17 protein-coding genes are annotated in these 16,084 nt (G+C 69.7%); 6 read left to right on the forward strand and 11 right to left on the reverse strand.

Annotated elements, in window-relative coordinates; genetic code table 11:
* Positions 1 to 11: 11 nt before the first annotated feature.
* From R9Z33_RS13070 to R9Z33_RS13080, 3 genes are all read right to left on the reverse strand, one after another.
* Positions 12 to 275, reverse strand: a complete 264-nt coding sequence (locus R9Z33_RS13070; protein ID WP_318647017.1) for an exodeoxyribonuclease VII small subunit — start codon at positions 273 to 275, stop codon at positions 12 to 14.
* A 111-nt stretch (positions 276 to 386) separates the two neighbouring features.
* Positions 387 to 1,316 (reverse strand): histone deacetylase family protein, encoded by a 930-nt coding sequence (locus R9Z33_RS13075; protein ID WP_318647018.1) that lies wholly within the window; start codon positions 1,314 to 1,316, stop codon positions 387 to 389.
* Entirely contained in the window at positions 1,313 to 1,549 is a 237-nt protein-coding gene (locus R9Z33_RS13080; protein WP_318647019.1) for a sulfurtransferase TusA family protein, read from the reverse strand. The genes R9Z33_RS13075 and R9Z33_RS13080 overlap by 4 nt, the downstream gene beginning before the upstream one ends.
* A gap of 62 nt (positions 1,550 to 1,611) precedes the next feature.
* On the opposite strand from R9Z33_RS13080, the gene R9Z33_RS13085 reads away from it, so the two are divergent.
* The 5 genes from R9Z33_RS13085 to R9Z33_RS13105 all read left to right on the forward strand — a co-directional run bounded on the left by R9Z33_RS13085 (position 1,612) and on the right by R9Z33_RS13105 (position 7,790).
* Positions 1,612 to 2,490: an ROK family protein gene (locus R9Z33_RS13085; protein ID WP_318647020.1), complete on the forward strand. Its 879-nt coding sequence runs from the start codon at positions 1,612 to 1,614 to the stop codon at positions 2,488 to 2,490.
* Positions 2,491 to 2,556: 66 nt separating this feature from the next.
* Positions 2,557 to 4,458 carry a PhoX family protein gene (locus R9Z33_RS13090; protein WP_318647021.1) on the forward strand — a complete coding sequence of 634 codons (1,902 nt, stop codon included), beginning with the start codon at positions 2,557 to 2,559 and terminating at the stop codon, positions 4,456 to 4,458.
* A 31-nt stretch (positions 4,459 to 4,489) separates the two neighbouring features.
* Complete coding sequence (locus R9Z33_RS13095; RefSeq protein WP_318647022.1) at positions 4,490 to 5,764, forward strand: DNA polymerase IV; 1,275 nt, start codon at positions 4,490 to 4,492, stop codon at positions 5,762 to 5,764.
* Between the two features lie 66 nt (positions 5,765 to 5,830).
* Positions 5,831 to 6,754 carry an outer membrane protein gene (locus R9Z33_RS13100; RefSeq protein WP_318647023.1) on the forward strand — a complete coding sequence of 308 codons (924 nt, stop codon included), beginning with the start codon at positions 5,831 to 5,833 and terminating at the stop codon, positions 6,752 to 6,754.
* Positions 6,755 to 6,812: 58 nt separating this feature from the next.
* A complete protein-coding gene (locus R9Z33_RS13105) occupies positions 6,813 to 7,790 on the forward strand; it encodes a hypothetical protein (RefSeq protein WP_318647024.1) in 978 nt (325 codons plus the stop codon).
* 7 nt (positions 7,791 to 7,797) lie between these two features.
* Here the strand turns inward: R9Z33_RS13105 and R9Z33_RS13110 are convergent, their stop codons facing one another.
* Together R9Z33_RS13110 and R9Z33_RS13115 are read right to left on the reverse strand one after the other, a co-directional pair.
* Positions 7,798 to 8,769, reverse strand: coding sequence for a Bug family tripartite tricarboxylate transporter substrate binding protein (locus R9Z33_RS13110; RefSeq protein ID WP_318647025.1), 972 nt, complete (start codon positions 8,767 to 8,769; stop codon positions 7,798 to 7,800).
* Positions 8,770 to 8,842: 73 nt separating this feature from the next.
* Positions 8,843 to 9,796 carry a Bug family tripartite tricarboxylate transporter substrate binding protein gene (locus R9Z33_RS13115; protein ID WP_318647026.1) on the reverse strand — a complete coding sequence of 318 codons (954 nt, stop codon included), beginning with the start codon at positions 9,794 to 9,796 and terminating at the stop codon, positions 8,843 to 8,845.
* 84 nt (positions 9,797 to 9,880) lie between these two features.
* On the opposite strand from R9Z33_RS13115, the gene R9Z33_RS13120 reads away from it, so the two are divergent.
* Positions 9,881 to 10,318 (forward strand): acyl-CoA thioesterase, encoded by a 438-nt coding sequence (locus tag R9Z33_RS13120; RefSeq protein ID WP_318647027.1) that lies wholly within the window; start codon positions 9,881 to 9,883, stop codon positions 10,316 to 10,318.
* Positions 10,319 to 10,378: 60 nt separating this feature from the next.
* Here the strand turns inward: R9Z33_RS13120 and R9Z33_RS13125 are convergent, their stop codons facing one another.
* From R9Z33_RS13125 to ugpB, 6 genes are all read right to left on the reverse strand, one after another.
* The gene (locus R9Z33_RS13125; protein WP_318647028.1) at positions 10,379 to 10,672 is read right to left on the reverse strand and encodes a DUF1330 domain-containing protein; all 294 of its coding nucleotides are present in this window, start codon (positions 10,670 to 10,672) and stop codon (positions 10,379 to 10,381) included.
* 5 nt (positions 10,673 to 10,677) lie between these two features.
* Positions 10,678 to 11,673 carry a Bug family tripartite tricarboxylate transporter substrate binding protein gene (locus tag R9Z33_RS13130; RefSeq protein ID WP_318647029.1) on the reverse strand — a complete coding sequence of 332 codons (996 nt, stop codon included), beginning with the start codon at positions 11,671 to 11,673 and terminating at the stop codon, positions 10,678 to 10,680.
* 53 nt (positions 11,674 to 11,726) lie between these two features.
* Positions 11,727 to 12,800 (reverse strand): sn-glycerol-3-phosphate ABC transporter ATP-binding protein UgpC, encoded by a 1,074-nt coding sequence (gene ugpC / locus R9Z33_RS13135; RefSeq protein ID WP_318647030.1) that lies wholly within the window; start codon positions 12,798 to 12,800, stop codon positions 11,727 to 11,729.
* A complete protein-coding gene (gene ugpE / locus R9Z33_RS13140) occupies positions 12,800 to 13,687 on the reverse strand; it encodes a sn-glycerol-3-phosphate ABC transporter permease UgpE (RefSeq protein WP_318647031.1) in 888 nt (295 codons plus the stop codon). Before ugpE ends, ugpC begins: the two co-directional genes overlap by 1 nt.
* Positions 13,687 to 14,568 (reverse strand): sn-glycerol-3-phosphate ABC transporter permease UgpA, encoded by an 882-nt coding sequence (gene ugpA, locus R9Z33_RS13145; protein WP_318647032.1) that lies wholly within the window; start codon positions 14,566 to 14,568, stop codon positions 13,687 to 13,689. Before ugpA ends, ugpE begins: the two co-directional genes overlap by 1 nt.
* 116 nt (positions 14,569 to 14,684) lie before the next feature.
* Positions 14,685 to 16,046 carry a sn-glycerol-3-phosphate ABC transporter substrate-binding protein UgpB gene (ugpB, locus tag R9Z33_RS13150; RefSeq protein WP_318647033.1) on the reverse strand — a complete coding sequence of 454 codons (1,362 nt, stop codon included), beginning with the start codon at positions 16,044 to 16,046 and terminating at the stop codon, positions 14,685 to 14,687.
* Positions 16,047 to 16,084: the final 38 nt, after the last annotated feature.

A 16,084-nucleotide genomic window follows, 5' to 3' on the forward strand; every position in this document is an offset into this window, starting at 1 on the left:
AACGGATAATCCTATTCCACATCCCTCAGGGTGAGGCCCACCCCGCCTTCGACTACGGCCTGAACCTTGGCCTCGGCCTCGGCGAGCTTCGCCTCGCAATGGCGACGCAGCGCCGTGCCCCGCTCATATTCGGAAATCGCCTGCGCGAGCGTGCTTCGTCCGCCCTCCAGTGACTTCACGATGCCTTCGAGTTGGCTCAGTGCCTCCTCGAAGGAGAGTTCCGACACATCGCCATCCACCTGCTCCGGCGGACGCGACGCTTGATGCGCAGACATCGAACGCTCCCTAAACCAAACTGCACTCCGGCTCCGGATGTTTGCAGCCTGATGACCCCGGCAAGTCGCAGCAAACCGAAATTCAGCGGGCAACACAACCAGGACGTTCTGTCAGCTTTGCAACAATGCCCGGACATGGGCGGCGGCAGACTGTGCGAGCGCCTGGAGATCATAGCCGCCCTCCAGCAGGCTGACCACCCGGCCCGCGCAGCGGCGCTCGGCGATCCCGCACAACTCACTGGTCAACCAAGCGAAATCCGCCTCCGTCAGGCGCAGCTGCGCGAGTGGATCGCGCGCATGCGCATCGAATCCCGCCGAGATGACGATCAGCTCCGGCGCGAAGGCCTCGATGGCCGGCAAAAGTGTTTCCGACCAAGCACGTCGGAACTCCGCGCCCGAGGCGCCAGGGGGCAGGGGGGCGTTGTGGATATTGCCCACTCCCGTCTCCGAGGCCGCGCCCGTGCCGGGATAGAGCGGCATCTGGTGGCTGGAGGCGAAGAGGATGCTGGGATCGTCCTGCGTGCAATCCTGGCTGCCATTGCCGTGATGCACGTCGAAATCGCAGATGGCGACGCGGCCCAGGCCATGCACCGCCTGGGCGTGGCGGGCCGCGATCACCGCATTGGCGAAGAGGCAGAAGCCCATGGGGCGGCGATGCTCGGCATGGTGGCCGGGCGGGCGGGTCGCGCAGAAGGCGCGGCGCACCTTGCCTTCGCAGACCTCGTCCACCGCGCGCACCGCGGCGCCGGCGGCCAGAAGGGCGGCGCGGGCGCTGCCGCTGCACATGATGGTGTCGGCATCCAGTGCCACGTACTCGCCCTCCGGCGGGCGGACGCCGAGGATGGCGGCGACATAATCGGCCGGATGGGCGCGGCAGAGCTGCTCCTCCGTCGCTTCCTCGGGCTGGTCGCGGATGAGTTCGGCGAATTCCTCGCGGTCCAGCGCCTGGAGCACGGCGCGCAGCCGGTCGGGGCATTCCGGATGGCCCTCGCCCATCTCATGGGCCAGGCAGTCGCGATGGGTGAGAAGAAGGACGCTCACGGCTCGGCCCGCCGGCGCAGGACGAAGCGGAAGCCCTCATCCTCCTCGGCCCAGGCCAGCAGCTCGTGCCCGGTCTCCTGGGCATAGGCGTGGAAATCCTTCACCGCGGCCGGGTCGGTCGCCAGCACGGCGAGCGTGGCACCGGGCGCCATGGCCCTGAGCGCCTTGTTGGCCTTGAGGACGGGCAGCGGACAGGTCATGCCCCGGACGTCGAGTGTGGTGGTGTCTCCCATCCCGCCAATGCAGCACCGGCAGGGGCTTGCCCGCAAGCCTCGCGCGCCGCAGCTTTTGCGTCATGCGCATCGGCATTGACCTTGGCGGCACGAAGACGGAGGTGGTCGCCCTCGGTGAGGCGGGTGAGGTGCTGCTGCGCCGCCGCCAGCCGACGCCGCCCGATTATGCCGGCGTGATCCGGGGGGTGGTGCAGCTGGTCGAGGGTGCGGAGGCGCAGCTCGGCCAGCGCGGCAGGGTGGGGGTGGGCATCCCTGGCAGCCTTTCGCCCGAGACGGGGCTGGTGCGGGGCGCCAATTCCACCTGGCTCAATGGCGGGCGGCTGGATGCGGACCTCGCCGCGGCACTGGGCCGGCCGGTGCGGCTTTCCAATGATGCCAATTGCCTCGCGCTGTCCGAGGCGGCGGACGGAGCGGGGGCGGGGGCTTCGAGCGTCTTCGCGGTGATCCTCGGCACCGGCGTGGGCGGCGGCATTGTCGTCGGCGGGCGGCTGCTGGAGGGCTTCAACCGGATCGGCGGCGAATGGGGCCACAATCCGCTGCCCTGGATGACGGAGGCCGAGTTCCCAGGTCCCGCCTGCTGGTGCGGCAAGCGGGGCTGCATCGAGACCTTCCTCTCCGGCCCGGCCCTCGCGGCCGATGCGGATGGCCCCGGCGCGCGCGATGCGAGCGGCCTGCCCGGGCGCGGCGACGCGGCGGCGCAGCAGGCGCTCGCTCGCCACACGGACCGGCTGGCCCGGGCGCTCGCCATGGTGGTGAACCTGCTGGACCCGGAGGTGATCGTGCTGGGCGGCGGGCTGTCCAACATGGCGCATCTCTACGCGGATCTGCCCCGGCTGCTGCCGCGCCATGTCTTCTCGGACGTGGTCCGCACGCGCATCGTCCCGGCGCAGCATGGCGACAGCTCGGGCGTGCTGGGGGCGGCCCGGCTCTGGGATTCGTAGCGCAGGCATCATTCGCAGCGCGCGCGGGATGGGGCATGCTGTGCCCCGGCAACCCCGACGGACCCCATGGATTTCGACAGCGAAAACACGCCCAGCAACCCCGCGCCGCGCGAGACGATCGGCGAGATCATCGCACGGCGCTATTCCCGGCGCGGCGCGCTGCTGGGCGGCCTGGCCGCCGCCCTCGCCACGCCGGCCGCCGCCGTGCCGATGCGCGGCGGCCCCTCCACGCTCACCTTCCCGGAGTTGCGTCACCAGCTCGCCCAGACCGATGCGGTGGCCGAGGGGCATGAGAGCCGCCTGCTGATCCGCTGGGGCGACCCGGTGCTGCCCGATGCACCCGCCTTCGACCCGCGCCGCCAGACCGCCGCCGCCCAGGCGCGGCAATTCGGCTACAACAACGACTACATCGCGGTCCTGCCGATGCGGCCGGGCGCGCCGATCACCGACCGCGCCCTGCTCTGGGCCAATCACGAATACACCAACACCAACCTGATGTTTCCCGGCATGGGCTCGCCGGGCGAGGCGCGCGCCCGCGTCACGGCCCAGCAGGTCGAGATCGAGCTGATGGCCCATGGCGGCAGCATCGTGGAGATCGAGCGCGAGGGGCGGAGCTGGAAGCTCGCACCGCCGGGCCGGCTCAACCGGCGGATCACCGCGGCCACACCGATGCGGATCAGCGGCCCCGCGGCCGGCCATCCCTGGATGCGGACCAGCGCCGACCCGGAAGGGCGCCTGGTGCTCGGGACGTTGGCCAATTGCGCTGGTGGATTAACGCCTTGGGGGACGATTCTCACCTGCGAAGAGAACATCAACTTCGCGTTCGGTGGGGCGCTGAACGATGCCGCGCAGGCCGAATCCCAGCGCCGCTTCGGCATGGTGGACAATCCGCCTTATGGCTGGCATCGCCATGTCCCGCGCTTTAATCGCAGCCTTGATCCCAATGAATCCAATCGGTTCGGTTGGGTTGTTGAAGTGGATCCTTATGATCCGCAGAGCGTCCCGGTGAAGCGCACCGCGCTCGGCCGCTTCAAGCATGAGGGCGCCGCTCATGCCATGGCGCCCGATGGGCGCATGGTCATCTACATGGGCGACGACCAGCGCTTCGACTACGTCTATCGCTTCGTCACCGCCCGCCCGCATGACCCCGCCAGCCCGGACCGCAATCTGCTCGATGATGGAACGCTCTCGGTCGCGCGATTCGACGCCGATGGCACCATGCGCTGGCTGCCCCTGGTGCAGGGCACCGGCCCCCTCACGCCGGCCAATGGGTTCCACAACCAGGGCGATGTCGTCATCCAGGCCCGCCGCGCGGCGGACCTGCTGGGCGCCACGCCCATGGACCGCCCGGAGGATGTCGAGGCCAATCCGGTGAATGGCCGCGTCTATGTCATGCTCACCAACAACGCCAACCGCACGGCCGAGCAGGTGAACCCCGCCAATCCACGTGCCGCCAACACGCATGGCCATGTGGTGGAGTTGATCCCCCCCGGCGCGCCCAGCCAGCCGGACCACGCGGCCGAGACCATGCGCTGGGGCCTGTTCCTGCGCGCCGGCAAGCCGGGCGTGGACCCCGGCACGGAATACCACCGCGCCACCAGCGACCAGGGCTGGCTGTCCTGCCCCGACAATTGCGCCTTCGACAGCAAGGGCCGGATCTGGATCGCGACGGATGGGGCGGGCAGTACGGCGGGCATCGCCGATGGCGTCTGGGTGGCGGACACCACCGGTGCCGGGCGCGCGCTCACGCGCCTCTTCTACCAGGCGCCGACCGGAGCCGAGGTCTGCGGCCCCTGGATCCTGCCCGATGACAGCGCGCTCTTCCTGGCGATCCAGCATCCTGGCCAGAATTCCGGCAGCAATTTCGAAACCCCCTCGACCCGCTGGCCGGACTTCGCGGAGGGAATGCCGCCGCGCCCCTCGGTCATCGTCATCACCCATGCGGGCGGGGCGGCGATCGGCAGTTGAAGCGTGCCGCGCCGGGCCGCATCCTCCACCGATGCCCGACCCGGCCCTCTGCCGCGACTGCCTGAGCGCCGATCCCGGCCCGGGCGCCGCCTGCCGCCATTGCGGCGGGCGGCGGGTGGTCCGCCATCCGGAGCTCTACACGCTCACCATCGCCCATGTGGATTGCGACGCCTTCTATGCGAGCGTCGAGAAGCGCGACCGGCCGGAACTCGCGAGCAAGCCCGTGCTGGTGGGTGGCGGGCGGCGCGGCGTCGTGGCCGCCTGCTGTTACATCGCCCGCGGCTACGGCATCCACAGCGCCATGCCCATGTTCAAGGCGCTGGCCGCCTGCCCGGATGCCGTCGTCATCAAGCCCGACATCGCCAAATACGCGCGGGAGGGCACGCGCATCCGCGCCCTGATGGAGGCGCTGACCCCCCTCGTGCAGCCGCTCTCCATTGACGAGGCGGTGCTGGACCTCGCGGGCACCGAGGCGCTGCACAAGGCGCCGCCCGCCGTGACGCTGGCCCGCCTCGCACGCGACGTGGAGCGCGAGGTGGGGGTGACCATCTCGATCGGCCTCGCGGCCAACCGCCTCATGGCCAAGCTCGCGGTGGGGCGGGACAAGCCGCGCGGCTTCGCGGTGATCGGGGCTGGCGAGGCGGCCGCCTGGCTCGCGCCGCAGCGGGTGGGCGTGCTGCCCGGCATCGGCCCGGCAGCGGCGCGGCGGCTGGAGACGGCGGGCATCACCCGCCTCGGCCAGCTCGCCGCGCTGGATGACAGGGCGGCGGTCGCGCGCCTCGGCGCCGATGGCCCGGCGCTCGCCGCCCGCGCCCGCGGCGAGGATGACCGCCCGGTGAACCCGGAGCGCGAGACGAAATCCGTCAGCGCCGAGACCACCTTCGAGGAGGACCTCTCCGACCTCGCCGCGCTGGAGGCGGTGCTCTGGCGGATGAGCGAGAAGCTCGCCGCGCGGCTGGCGGGGAAGGGGCTTTCGGCCGGGGGCGTGGTGCTCAAGCTCAAGACCGCCGGCTTCGAAAGCCTGACCCGCAGCGCCCGCCTGCCGGGCCCGACCCTCCTGCCCGAGACGCTGTTTGACGCGGCGCGCCCGCTGCTGGCCCGCGCGGCCGATGGCTCGCGCTACAGGCTGCTGGGCCTGGGTGCCGCGCCGCTCTGCCCGGCGGAGGAAGCGGACCGCGGGGATCTCGCCGATCCGGGTGCCCCACGCCGCGCGGCCAAGTGGCGCGCCGTTGAGGCGCTGCGGGAGCGCTTCGGTTCGGCCAGCGTGGTGGCCGGACGATCCTTGCGGAATACGGACAAATCCTAACGATCACGAAAAGAAAAGGAGCCTATCTTCACAGCCGGTGCAACTTTCAGTTGGGGGAAGAATTCAATGTTCATGTTTCATGGCGTGCCGACGCGGCCACGGCTCTCACACGCTCTGGGGGCCATCGCGGTCCTGGGTCTTGCGGGGGCTTCCGGCGCGGCGGCCCAGGCCCCGGCCGGTGACTTCGCGGTCCCGACCCAGGGCCTCTACATCGGCGCCGGCGGCGCCTTCAACGTCACCCGCTTCGGCACGCAAAACGTCTATGCCCTCGGCATTTCGGACGTCTACCAGAACGGCGTCCGCGTCTCGAGCGGCTCGGCCGCCGGCCCGGCGCGCGTACCGCTCGGCACCGAGACGGGCTTCGCGCCGGCGGCGCAGATCGGCTATTTCCAGAACTTCGCCGAAAGCCGCTGGCTCTGGGGCGTGAAGGCCTCCTACAGCTACCTCGGCACGACGGCGAGCACGCCCAATGCGCTGCTGCCGCAGGCGGGTGCCTTCACCGATGCCAGGACGGGGGCGAGCACCCCGTTTCTTGGCAATGCGGTCGTGCGCTCCTTCGAGCAGAAGGCGGAGCACCAGATCACCCTCACGCCCTTCATCGGCCATGCCCATCAGAGGGGCTTCCTCTATCTGGGCGGTGGGCCCACGCTGACGCGCCTCAGCACCCAGATGAACGGCCTGGTGGGCTTCGCCGACATCAACGGGAACCGAAGCGAGATCTCCGGGCCTCCGCAGAATTTCTCGAGCGCGGCCTGGGTCTGGGGGGCGATGTTCGTCGCCGGCGTCACCTATTTCGTGGACGCCAACTGGTTCCTGGACGTGACCTACACCGCCTCGACCACGCAGCGGCAGACAGGCCAGTACTTCAGCACCTTCACCAATGCCGGCGGCCCGGGCGGCAGCGTCACCACGGGCTCGCTGATCGGCAATTCCTCCAGCGCGCCCCTCGTCTCGCAGGGGGCCATGCTGACCCTCAACCGGCGCTTCTGAGGTCCTTCGGGGCAGGGCGGGTGACGAAGGCTTAACCCGCCCTGCCCATCCTCCGCCCGTGCCGCGCCCCGATCCCTCCACCTTCGATCCCGTTCGCTTCCCGGGCCTCCGCCCCGGCGAGCCCTGGCCACCGGACGCCTTCGACTTCTCCGCCCCCTGGCTGCGCCACCGTGACCTGGCCTTCGAGCGCGGCCTGTCGGGCGAGGTGGTGCTGGTGCGGCGCTGCGAGTCACTGCGCCTCGTGCTGGACATCGAGACGGCCCATTCGGCGCTGGACGTGGAGCCGAAGAGCCGGGATTTCCGCCTGCTGCGCCTTGTCCCCTCGGCACTCTGCCTGGTCGAGACCGTGGCGCCGGGTGATCCCGTGCCGCCCAGCCTGCGTGGCCTGCCGCCCCCGCCGCCCGAGGAACATCACGTCTATGCGGCCACCACCGCCCTGGTTGCGGCCCTGCAGCGTGGCGCGGGCGAGGCGGGCGGCGCCTTCCTCGACGCGCTGCGCCGCACCCCCCCGGGCGTGGGCATGTTCGAGGCGGCGGCGGCCCAATGCATCCGCCAGAGCGGCTTCGGGCTGGAGCGCATCGCGAACCTCGCCCGCGGCTTGCAGCGCCTCGCCAATGCCCATGCCGAGGTGCTGGCCGCCGATGCGACCCGCCCGGACTATGCCGGCATGGAGCGCATGGTCGCCGCCACGGCGCGCACCATGAGCAATGATGCCGGCTGGTCTCGTGACCTCCTCGCGCATGGGCTGCGCCAGATCGCCCCGCTCATCGCCCGCCCGCGCCAGGCGACGGAGCAGCTGCGCGACGCGGCCGCCGCCCTGCTCGAGGCGGGCGGCACCCTGGGCGATGCCGGCCGCCTCGCCTATGCCCAGGGTCTCTACCGGGACCGGCTGACGGAAATCAGCATCTTCTGGCGGCGGCTCGCCGCGGCCTGGGCCAGCGTGCACCCCAAGATGACCGACCGGCAGGAGATCGACATGCTCTGCCGCAACGCGCTGCGCCGCCTGTCGCTGAAGGATCTCTACGAACCGCTCTGACGACCGCTTACTCCCGCCAGGGCCGGCGCTGCCAAAGGGCGCGCAGCTGATCCTCCGTGCGCTGGGCCATGGCGCGATACTCGGCGCCAACCATGGGGTTCAGCGGCATGAACTGGCGCTGCGCCTCGCGCAGGAATTCCGGATCGCGCAGGGCCACGGCGAAGGCCTGGGTCAGCCGCTCGGTGATGGGCGCGGGCAGGCCGGGCGGGCCCACGATGCCGCGCGCCGCGCCATGCAGGATGTCGAACCCCACCTCGCGGAAGGTCGGCACGTCGGCCGCCTCGGCCGAGCGGGTGGCGCTCGCCTGGGCCAGGATGCGCAGCCGGCCCTCGCGCTTGAGCTGCAGCGCGTCCCCCACATTGATCGCCGCCACATCCACATGCCCACCCAGCAGCTGCGGGATCAGGGGTGCCGCACCGGCGAAGGGCACGTGCACCAGCGGTGGCACGTTCGCCAGCTGCTCGAAGGCCAGCATGAAGAGGTGGTCGTCCGAGCCGACGCCGGTCGTCGCATAGGTCATCTGGCCGGGGCGGGCCCGGGCGGCGGCGATGAGGTCGGCCACCGAACGGAGCGGGCTGTCGGCGCGCACGTAGAAGCAGTTCGCGTCCTCGACGATGTTGGCGAGGAAGGTGAAGTCCATGGCGCGGAAGCGCGCGGGGCGTTCCATCGGGATGGCGTTGTGTGCGGGCAGGGTGGTGGCGCCGAGCGTGTAGCCGTCGGGGGTGGCGTTGAAGGTCGCCTCCAGCCCGATCTGCCCGGCCGCGCCGCTGCGGTTGGTGACGATGTGGCGCATGCCCGGGATCTGTGCGGACACCAGCGGCATGACGAGGCGCGTCATCACATCCACGCCGCCGCCCGCCGGGAAGGGGACGATGACCTCGACGGGTCGCTCATTCGGCCAGGCGGGCTGGGCGCGCGCGACAGCGGGAATGGTCAAGGCCGCGGCCGTGCCTGCGAGCCAGGTGCGACGCTGGATCATCGTTGTCCTCCCTGTATTGGGCGGGAGGGTGGGGCATCGCGCTTCCCGGAGGCAAGAATTGTTTCGCGGGCGGCTATTCCCGCCAAGGCCGGCGCTGCCAGAGCGCGCGCAGATTGGCGTAGTCCGCCGCCATCATCTGCCGATAGGGGCGCCCCACCAGCGGGCGCATGGGAAAGCCCTGCTGTGCCGCGTCGCGGAGGAAATCCGGGTCGGCCAGCATGGCGGTGAAGGCCAGCTCGTATTGCAGCGTGATCTCGGGGTGGAGGCCGGGCGGCGCCGCGATCCCGCGCGAGGAGCCGCCCAGCACGTCGAACCCCGCCTCGCGGAAGGTGGGCACCGGGCCGAGCGGCGCCCAACGCTCGGGCCCGCCCTGCGCCAGGCCACGGATGCGCCCATCCCGCAGCAGGGTCAGCGCCTCGCTGCCGTTGAAGGCGCCGATGGCGAGCGTGCCAACCAGCAGGTCACGCTGGATGGGGGCGGTGCCGGCGTAGGGCACATGCAGCAGGTTCACGCCCGCCGCAGCCTCGAAGGCCAGCAGGAGCATGTGGTCATCCGAGCCGATGCCGGCGGTGCCGACACCGATTTCGCCCGGACGCCCGCGTGCGGCCATCCGCAGGTCGTCCAGCGTGCGCAGGGGGCTGCGCGTGGTGACCCAGAAGGCGCCCGGGTCATCCACCACATTGGCGATCAAGGTGAACTCGTCCGGCCGGTAGCGGGGGCGGCGCTCGATCGCGATGGCATGCATGGCGGTGTTGGTGGCCGCGCCGATGGTGAAGCCATCGGGCGCCGCGTTGAACAGCGCCTCGAAGCCGATCTGCCCGCCGGCCCCGGGCCGGTTGATGACCGCGGTGCGCGCACCGGGCAGGTGGCGCGGCAGGTGATGCGCGACGAGGCGGCCCATCTGGTCCACGCCGCCGCCGGGCGGAAAGGGGATGATGACCTCGATCGGCCGATCCTGCGGCCAGGCGGCGCGCGCGATGCCGGGGAGGGCCAAGCCCCCCGCTGCCAGAAGCGTCCTGCGCCGCATGCCTTGCCTCCTCGCCGTTTCGGGGCAGGGTGGATGCCTGGGCCGATTTCGTCCAGCTTGGCGGGACAGGTCAGGAGGACATCTATGCACGGATCGCTGCTGGAGGAATTCGGCGTCGAGGGCGAGTGGAACGTGGCGGTACGGCACCGCATCCGCTGGGCCGAATGCGACCTCTACGGCCATGTGAACCACGCGGCCTATCTGGTGATGTTCGAGGATCTGCGCGTCGAGCACTGGCGCTCGTTGGGCCAGGTGCTGCGGGCGGACCAACCGGGGCCGGTCGTGGCCAAGCTCGAGGCGCGCTATGTGCGGGCCACCGGATTCGAGGATGACGTGCTGCTGACGCTGCGCGTGCCGAGCCTGCGGAACACGAGCTTCGTGCACGAATACGCGATGTGGAAGGACGGCCTCTGCTTCGAATGCAAGGCGCTGCTGGTCTGCGTGCAGAACGGGTTGAGCACGCCGATTCCGGAGGCGGCGCGCAAGCTGATGATCGAACGGGACGGGGCGAAGGCCGGGTGAGGGGGCGCTGCCCCCTCCCACTCCCTCGCCATAGGCCGAAAGGCCCTTCGCACCCGGATGCTACCCCGCGTAGCCCTCGATGAGGGCGACGTGGGAGACCGTGCAGGATTCGCGCAGCGCCAGCAGGGGTGCGTAGTCGGCGCCGTGGTAGAAGCGCTTCAGCGTCTCCATGTCTGGGTATTCCAGGACCACGACGCGATCGAGGCCCGGTTCGCCCTCCACAACCGTCACCGCGCCACCGCGGATCAGGTAGCGCCCGCCATGGGCGGCGATCATGGGCGAGACCTTCTCGCGATATTCGGCGAAGCGCGCCGGGTCCTTCACCGTGATGTTGGCGATCAGATAGGCGGCCATCGCGCTCACTCGACCTTGATGCCGGCGGCGCGGATGATCGGCTCCCACTTACCGATCTCGGCGCGCAGGAAGGCCGCCGCGCTGTCGGGCGTGCTGTCGGTCACCACCTGCATGGTCATCTCCGTCAGGCGGTTCCGGATCGCCTCGACCGCGACGGCGCGGTTCACCGCGGCGTTGATGGCGCGCACCACCGGCGCCGGCGTGCCCGAGGGCACCAGCACCATGTGCCAGGTATAGGCCTCGTAGCCGGCCACGCCCTGCTCGATGAAGGTCGGCACCTGCGGCACCAGCGGGCTGCGCTCCTTGGTCGAGATGGCGAGCGGGCGAAGCTCGCCCCGCTGGATGTAGGGAATGGTGGCGGCGGCCACGTCCAGCATCATCGGGATGCGGCCGGCCAGCACATCGGGCATGGCGGCGGAGGAGCCGCGGAAGGCGATGTGGTTCATGCGCAGCGGCCCCTGCGGACCGCCCGCCATGTGCAGGAACAGCTCGGACGCCAGGTGCACGGCGCCGCCATTGCCGCTGCTCGCATAGTCGAACCGGCCCGGATTGGCGCGGACGAGGGCGATCAGCTCCGGCAGGGTGCGCGCCGGGAAGTTGTTGTTCACCATCATGATCATCGGGATCTGGCCGACCAGCGCGACCGGCGTGAAATCCGCGATGGGGTCGAAGGGCACGCGCTCGAACAGCGCGCGCACCACGGCGTGGCCGACCGTGGTGTAGAGGACGGTCAGCCCGTCCTTCGGTGCCTTCGCCACGAGATCCGTGCCGATGATGATGCCCGAGCCGGTGCGGTTCTCGACCACGATGCGGTTGGGCAGCGTCTTCGACATTTCCTCCGCGATCATGCGCGCGGGAATGTCGGTGGGCCCGCCGGCCGCGAAGGGGACGATGAAGCGCACCGGGGCGGTCGGCCAGTCGGTGGCGACCTGTGCCTGCGCCGAGGCGATCAGCGCGGGGGAGGCAAGGGCGGTAAGGGCCAGGGCCCGGCGGCGAAGCATGGACGTGATCTCCCGTTTGGTTGTCCGGGAGATTGGCGCTTCCGCCCCGCGGGTCAATCCCGCGCGTCGAGCCGCTTGCCGGTTTCTCCGTCAAACACGTGCAGCGATTCGAGCGGCAGGATCACGCCCATGGGGCCATCGGCGTAATTCGCCCCCGGCAGGCGCGCGGTGAGCGCGGTGCCATCGGGCAGGCGGCCATGCAGCACGCTCTCGCCGCCCAACGGCTCGACAAGCTCCACCCTCACGTCGAGGCCGCCCTGGCCGATCTGCAGGTGTTCGGGCCGGATGCCGAGGGTGAGTTTGCGCCCCGCCACCCCGGCGCGCGGCCCATCCGCAAAGGGCAGGACAAGGCCATTGGTGTCGAGGCGCGCTGCGCCGCCGCCTTCCATCAGCGTGGCGGGCAGGAAATTCATCGAGGGACTGCCGATGAAGCCAGCCACATAGGTGTCGGCCGGCCGGGCCCAGATCTCCATGGGGGTCGCGATCTGCGCGGCGTGGCCGGCATGCATCACCACCAGGCGGTCGCCCAGCGTCATCGCCTCCACCTGGTCGTGGGTCACGAAGAGACTGGTGACGTTGAGGCGCCGCTGGAGCTGCCGGATCTCGGCGCGCATCTGCACGCGCAGCTTGGCGTCGAGGTTGGAGAGCGGTTCGTCGAACAGGAAGAGCTTGGGGTTGCGCACGATGGCGCGGCCCATGGCCACACGCTGCCGCTGCCCGCCCGAGAGCTGGCGCGGCTTGCGCTCCAGGAGCTGGCCGATGCCGAGCAGCTTCGCCGCCTCATCCACGCGGCGGATGATCTCCTCGCGCGCCATGCCGCGGATCTTCAGGCCATAGGCCATGTTCTGGAAGACCGACATGTGCGGATAGAGGGCGTAGTTCTGGAAGACCATCGCGACATCGCGATCGGCCGGCTCCAGCGGCGTCACATCCTGGCCGTCGATGATGACGCCGCCCGAGGTCGCGGTCTCAAGGCCCGCCACGATCCGCAGCAGGGTGGACTTGCCGCAGCCCGAGGCGCCGACGATGACGATCATCTCGCCGTCGCGCACCTCGAGGTCCACGCCGTGCAGCACGGCGGTTTGCCCGAAGGACTTCTTCACATCGCGGAGGGTCAGCGTCGCCATTACTTCTCGGTCTCCGTCAGGCCCTTCACGAACCATCGCTGCATGAGCACGACTACGGCGACGGGCGGCAGCAGGGCCAGCACGGCGGTCGCCATGATCACATTCCATTCATTCTGGGAGTCGCCGCTGCCGATCATCTTGGTGAGGCCGACCACCACCGTCTCCATGCTGCGGTCATTCACGATGAGCAGCGGCCAGAGATACTGGTTCCAGCCATAGATGAAGAGGATGACGAAGAGGGCCGCCACATTGGTGCGGCTGAGCGGCAGGATGACGTCGAGGAAGAAGCGGATCGGCCCCGCGCCGTCGATCTTCGCGGCCTCCACATACTCGTCCGGGATGGTGAGGAAGAACTGGCGGAAGAGCAGCGTCGCCGTCGCACTCGCCACCAGCGGGATGATGAGGCCCTGGTAGGAGTTGGTCATGTTGAGGTCCACCATCACCTGGATGGTGGGGATGATGCGGACTTCAACCGGCAGCATCAGCGTGATGAAGATCAGCCAGAAGAACAGCATCCGGAAGGGGAAGCGGAAGAACACGACGGCATAGGCCGAGGTGAGTGAGATTGCGATCTTCCCGACGGCAACGCACATCGCCATGATGATGCTGTTCATCAGCATGACGCCGGCGGGCACGCCCATGAAGCGGCCACCGCCCACACCCCAGGCCTGGCTGTAATTGGCCACCGCCTCGCCACCCGGCAGCAGCGGCACGTCGCCGCGGCCGATCGTGTTCACATCATGGGTGGAGCCGATGATCGTCAGGTAGATCGGGAAGGCGAAGATCAGCACCCCGATGACGAGGCAGGCATGGGTGACGAAGGCCTCACGCCGCTGCCGGCGGCGCGTGCGGTCGGCCAGCGCATTCACATCCATGGCGGCGGCCATCAGTAGTGCACCTTCCGCTCGACATAGCGGAACTGCACCATGGTCAGCACGATGACGAGGATCATCAGGATCACGCTCTGCGCGGCGCTGGAGCCGAAGTTCAGGTTCATCACGCCATCCGTGTAGACGCGGTAGATCAGGGTTTCCGTGGCCTTGCCCGGGCCGCCCTGGGTCAGGCTGTGGATCGTGCCGAAGGTGTCGAAGAAGGCGTAGACGAGGTTCACCACCAGCAGGAAGAAGGCCGTCGGGCTCAGCAGCGGGAAGACCACCGTCCAGAAGCGCCGCATGGGCCGCGCGCCGTCGATGGCCGCCGCCTCCAGAACGGATTTCGGGATGCTCTGCAGCCCGGCCAGGAAGAAGATGAAGTTGTAGCTGACCTGCTTCCAGGCGGCGGCGAGGATGATCAGCAGCATCGCCTGGTTGCCATTCAGCTTGTAGTCCCATGGCACGCCGAAGGCGTTCAGCATGCGCCCGAAAATGCCGATATTCGGGTGGAACATGAAGAGCCAGAGCACGGCGGCGATGGCCGGTGCCACGGCATAGGGCCAGATCAGCAGCGTCTTGTAGGTATCGGCGCCACGGATGTGCTTGTCTGCCTGCACGGCGAGGAAGAGGGCCGCGCCCAGCGCCAGGATGGCGACCGAGCTCGAAAAGATCAGCGTCCGCAGCGCGGAATCGAGCCAGGTCGGGTCGCTCAGCACATCGGTGAAGTTCTCGAAGCCGACGAACTGGCTGGAGAGGCCGAAGGCATCCTCCCGCAGGAAGGATTGCCGCACGGCTTGCGCCGCCGGCCAGAAGAAGAACAGGCCCGTGATGACGATCTGCGGCAGCAGCAGCAGATAGGGCAGGGCGATGCCCTTGAAATAGACCTTCTTCTCCATCGCCACCCCAAACCTGTCGTGCGGCGAAGCCGCCTTCCGCCCCCTGATGCCCCTCGGTGGCTTGGCCACCGAGGGATGAGCCGTCCTGGGCAAGGCGAAACCCAGGACGGGGAGAACTACCCGCGGTTCGTCCGCTCGAAGTTCCGCAGCACGACGTTGCCGCGGGTGACGGAGTTGTCCATCGCCTGCTGGGCCGTCTGCTGGCCCTGCAATGCGCGCTCCATCTCCTCCTGCATCGCGGTGCGGATCTCGACGAAGCCGCCGAGGCGGATGCCGCGGCTGTTGCCCGTCATCTGGCCGCCGCCGCGCAGCAGCTGCTGGATCGGCACATCGGCGCCGGGGTTCTGGGTGTAGAAACCCGTCGCCTGCACCTCGCGGAAGGCGGTCTGCGTCACCGGCAGGAAGCCCGTCTCGGTGTGCCACGCGGCCACGATGCGCGGCTGCGCCAGGAAGGCGAAGAACTCCGCGATGCCACGGTTCTCATCAGCCGAGCGGGTCGCGTTCGGCCCACGGTTCATGGCCCAGAAGGCCGCGCCGCCGATGATGGAGTTGATGGGGGCACCCTGCACGTCGTCGTAATAGGGCAGCATCGCCGCGCCCATGTTGGCCAGGCCGCCGGGCAGCTCGCGCACGAAGCGCGCCCGCGCGCCGGAGGAGGCGAAGATCATGCCCGAGGACCCGTTGGCGAAGAGCGCATCGCCCGCGCCGTCACGGCCACCCCAGCGGAAGGTGCCCTCGCGGCCCATCTCCATCAGGGTGTTGATGTGGCGGACCATCAGCGGGTTGTTGATCCGCAGCTCGGCGTTCAGGCCGCCGAAGCCGTTGTCGAGCGTGGCCAGCGGGATGTTGTGGATGGCGCTGAACTGCTCCACCTGCGTCCAGGTCGGCCAGGCGGTGGTGACGGGCGTCTCGATGCCGGCCGCGCGCAGGCGGGTGGCGGCGGCGCGCATCTCGGCCCAGGTCCGCGGCCCCTGGTCGGGGTTCAGCCCGGCGCGGCGGAAGGCGTCCTTGTTATAGAACATGATGGCCGTGGAGGAGTTGAACGGCATCGCCATCATCCGACCATCCGCCAGGCTGTAGTAGCCGCGGACGGCGGGCAGGTAATCGTCGAAGTTGATGGTGACGCCCGTCTCGCGCAGCAGCTCGTGCAGCGGCTTGATGGCGCGGCCCGCGGCCATCATCGTCCCGGTGCCGACCTCGAACATCTGCACGATGTGCGGCGCGGTGCCCGAACGGAAGCCGGCGATCGCGGCGACCATGGTCTCGGGGTAGGAGCCGCGGAAGCTCGAGACGACGCGGAAGCGGTTCTGGCTCTGGTTGAACTGGTTGGCGATGCCCTCGAGGATGCCGCCCAGCGGCTGCGCGAGCCCATGCCAGAACGAGATCTCGACCGGGCCGGACTGCGCCAGGGCAGGGGCGGCGAGGGGCGCGGCCAGGGGGGTGGCAAGGACGGCCTTGCCAAGGGTGCGACGCAGCATGAAGGGGCTCTCCCAGGAATTGCGATGGGTGGCGCCTA

Origin of the sequence: Sediminicoccus rosea, assembly GCF_033547095.1 — a bacterium.
Classification (GTDB): Bacteria; Pseudomonadota; Alphaproteobacteria; order Acetobacterales; family Acetobacteraceae; genus Roseococcus; species Roseococcus rosea.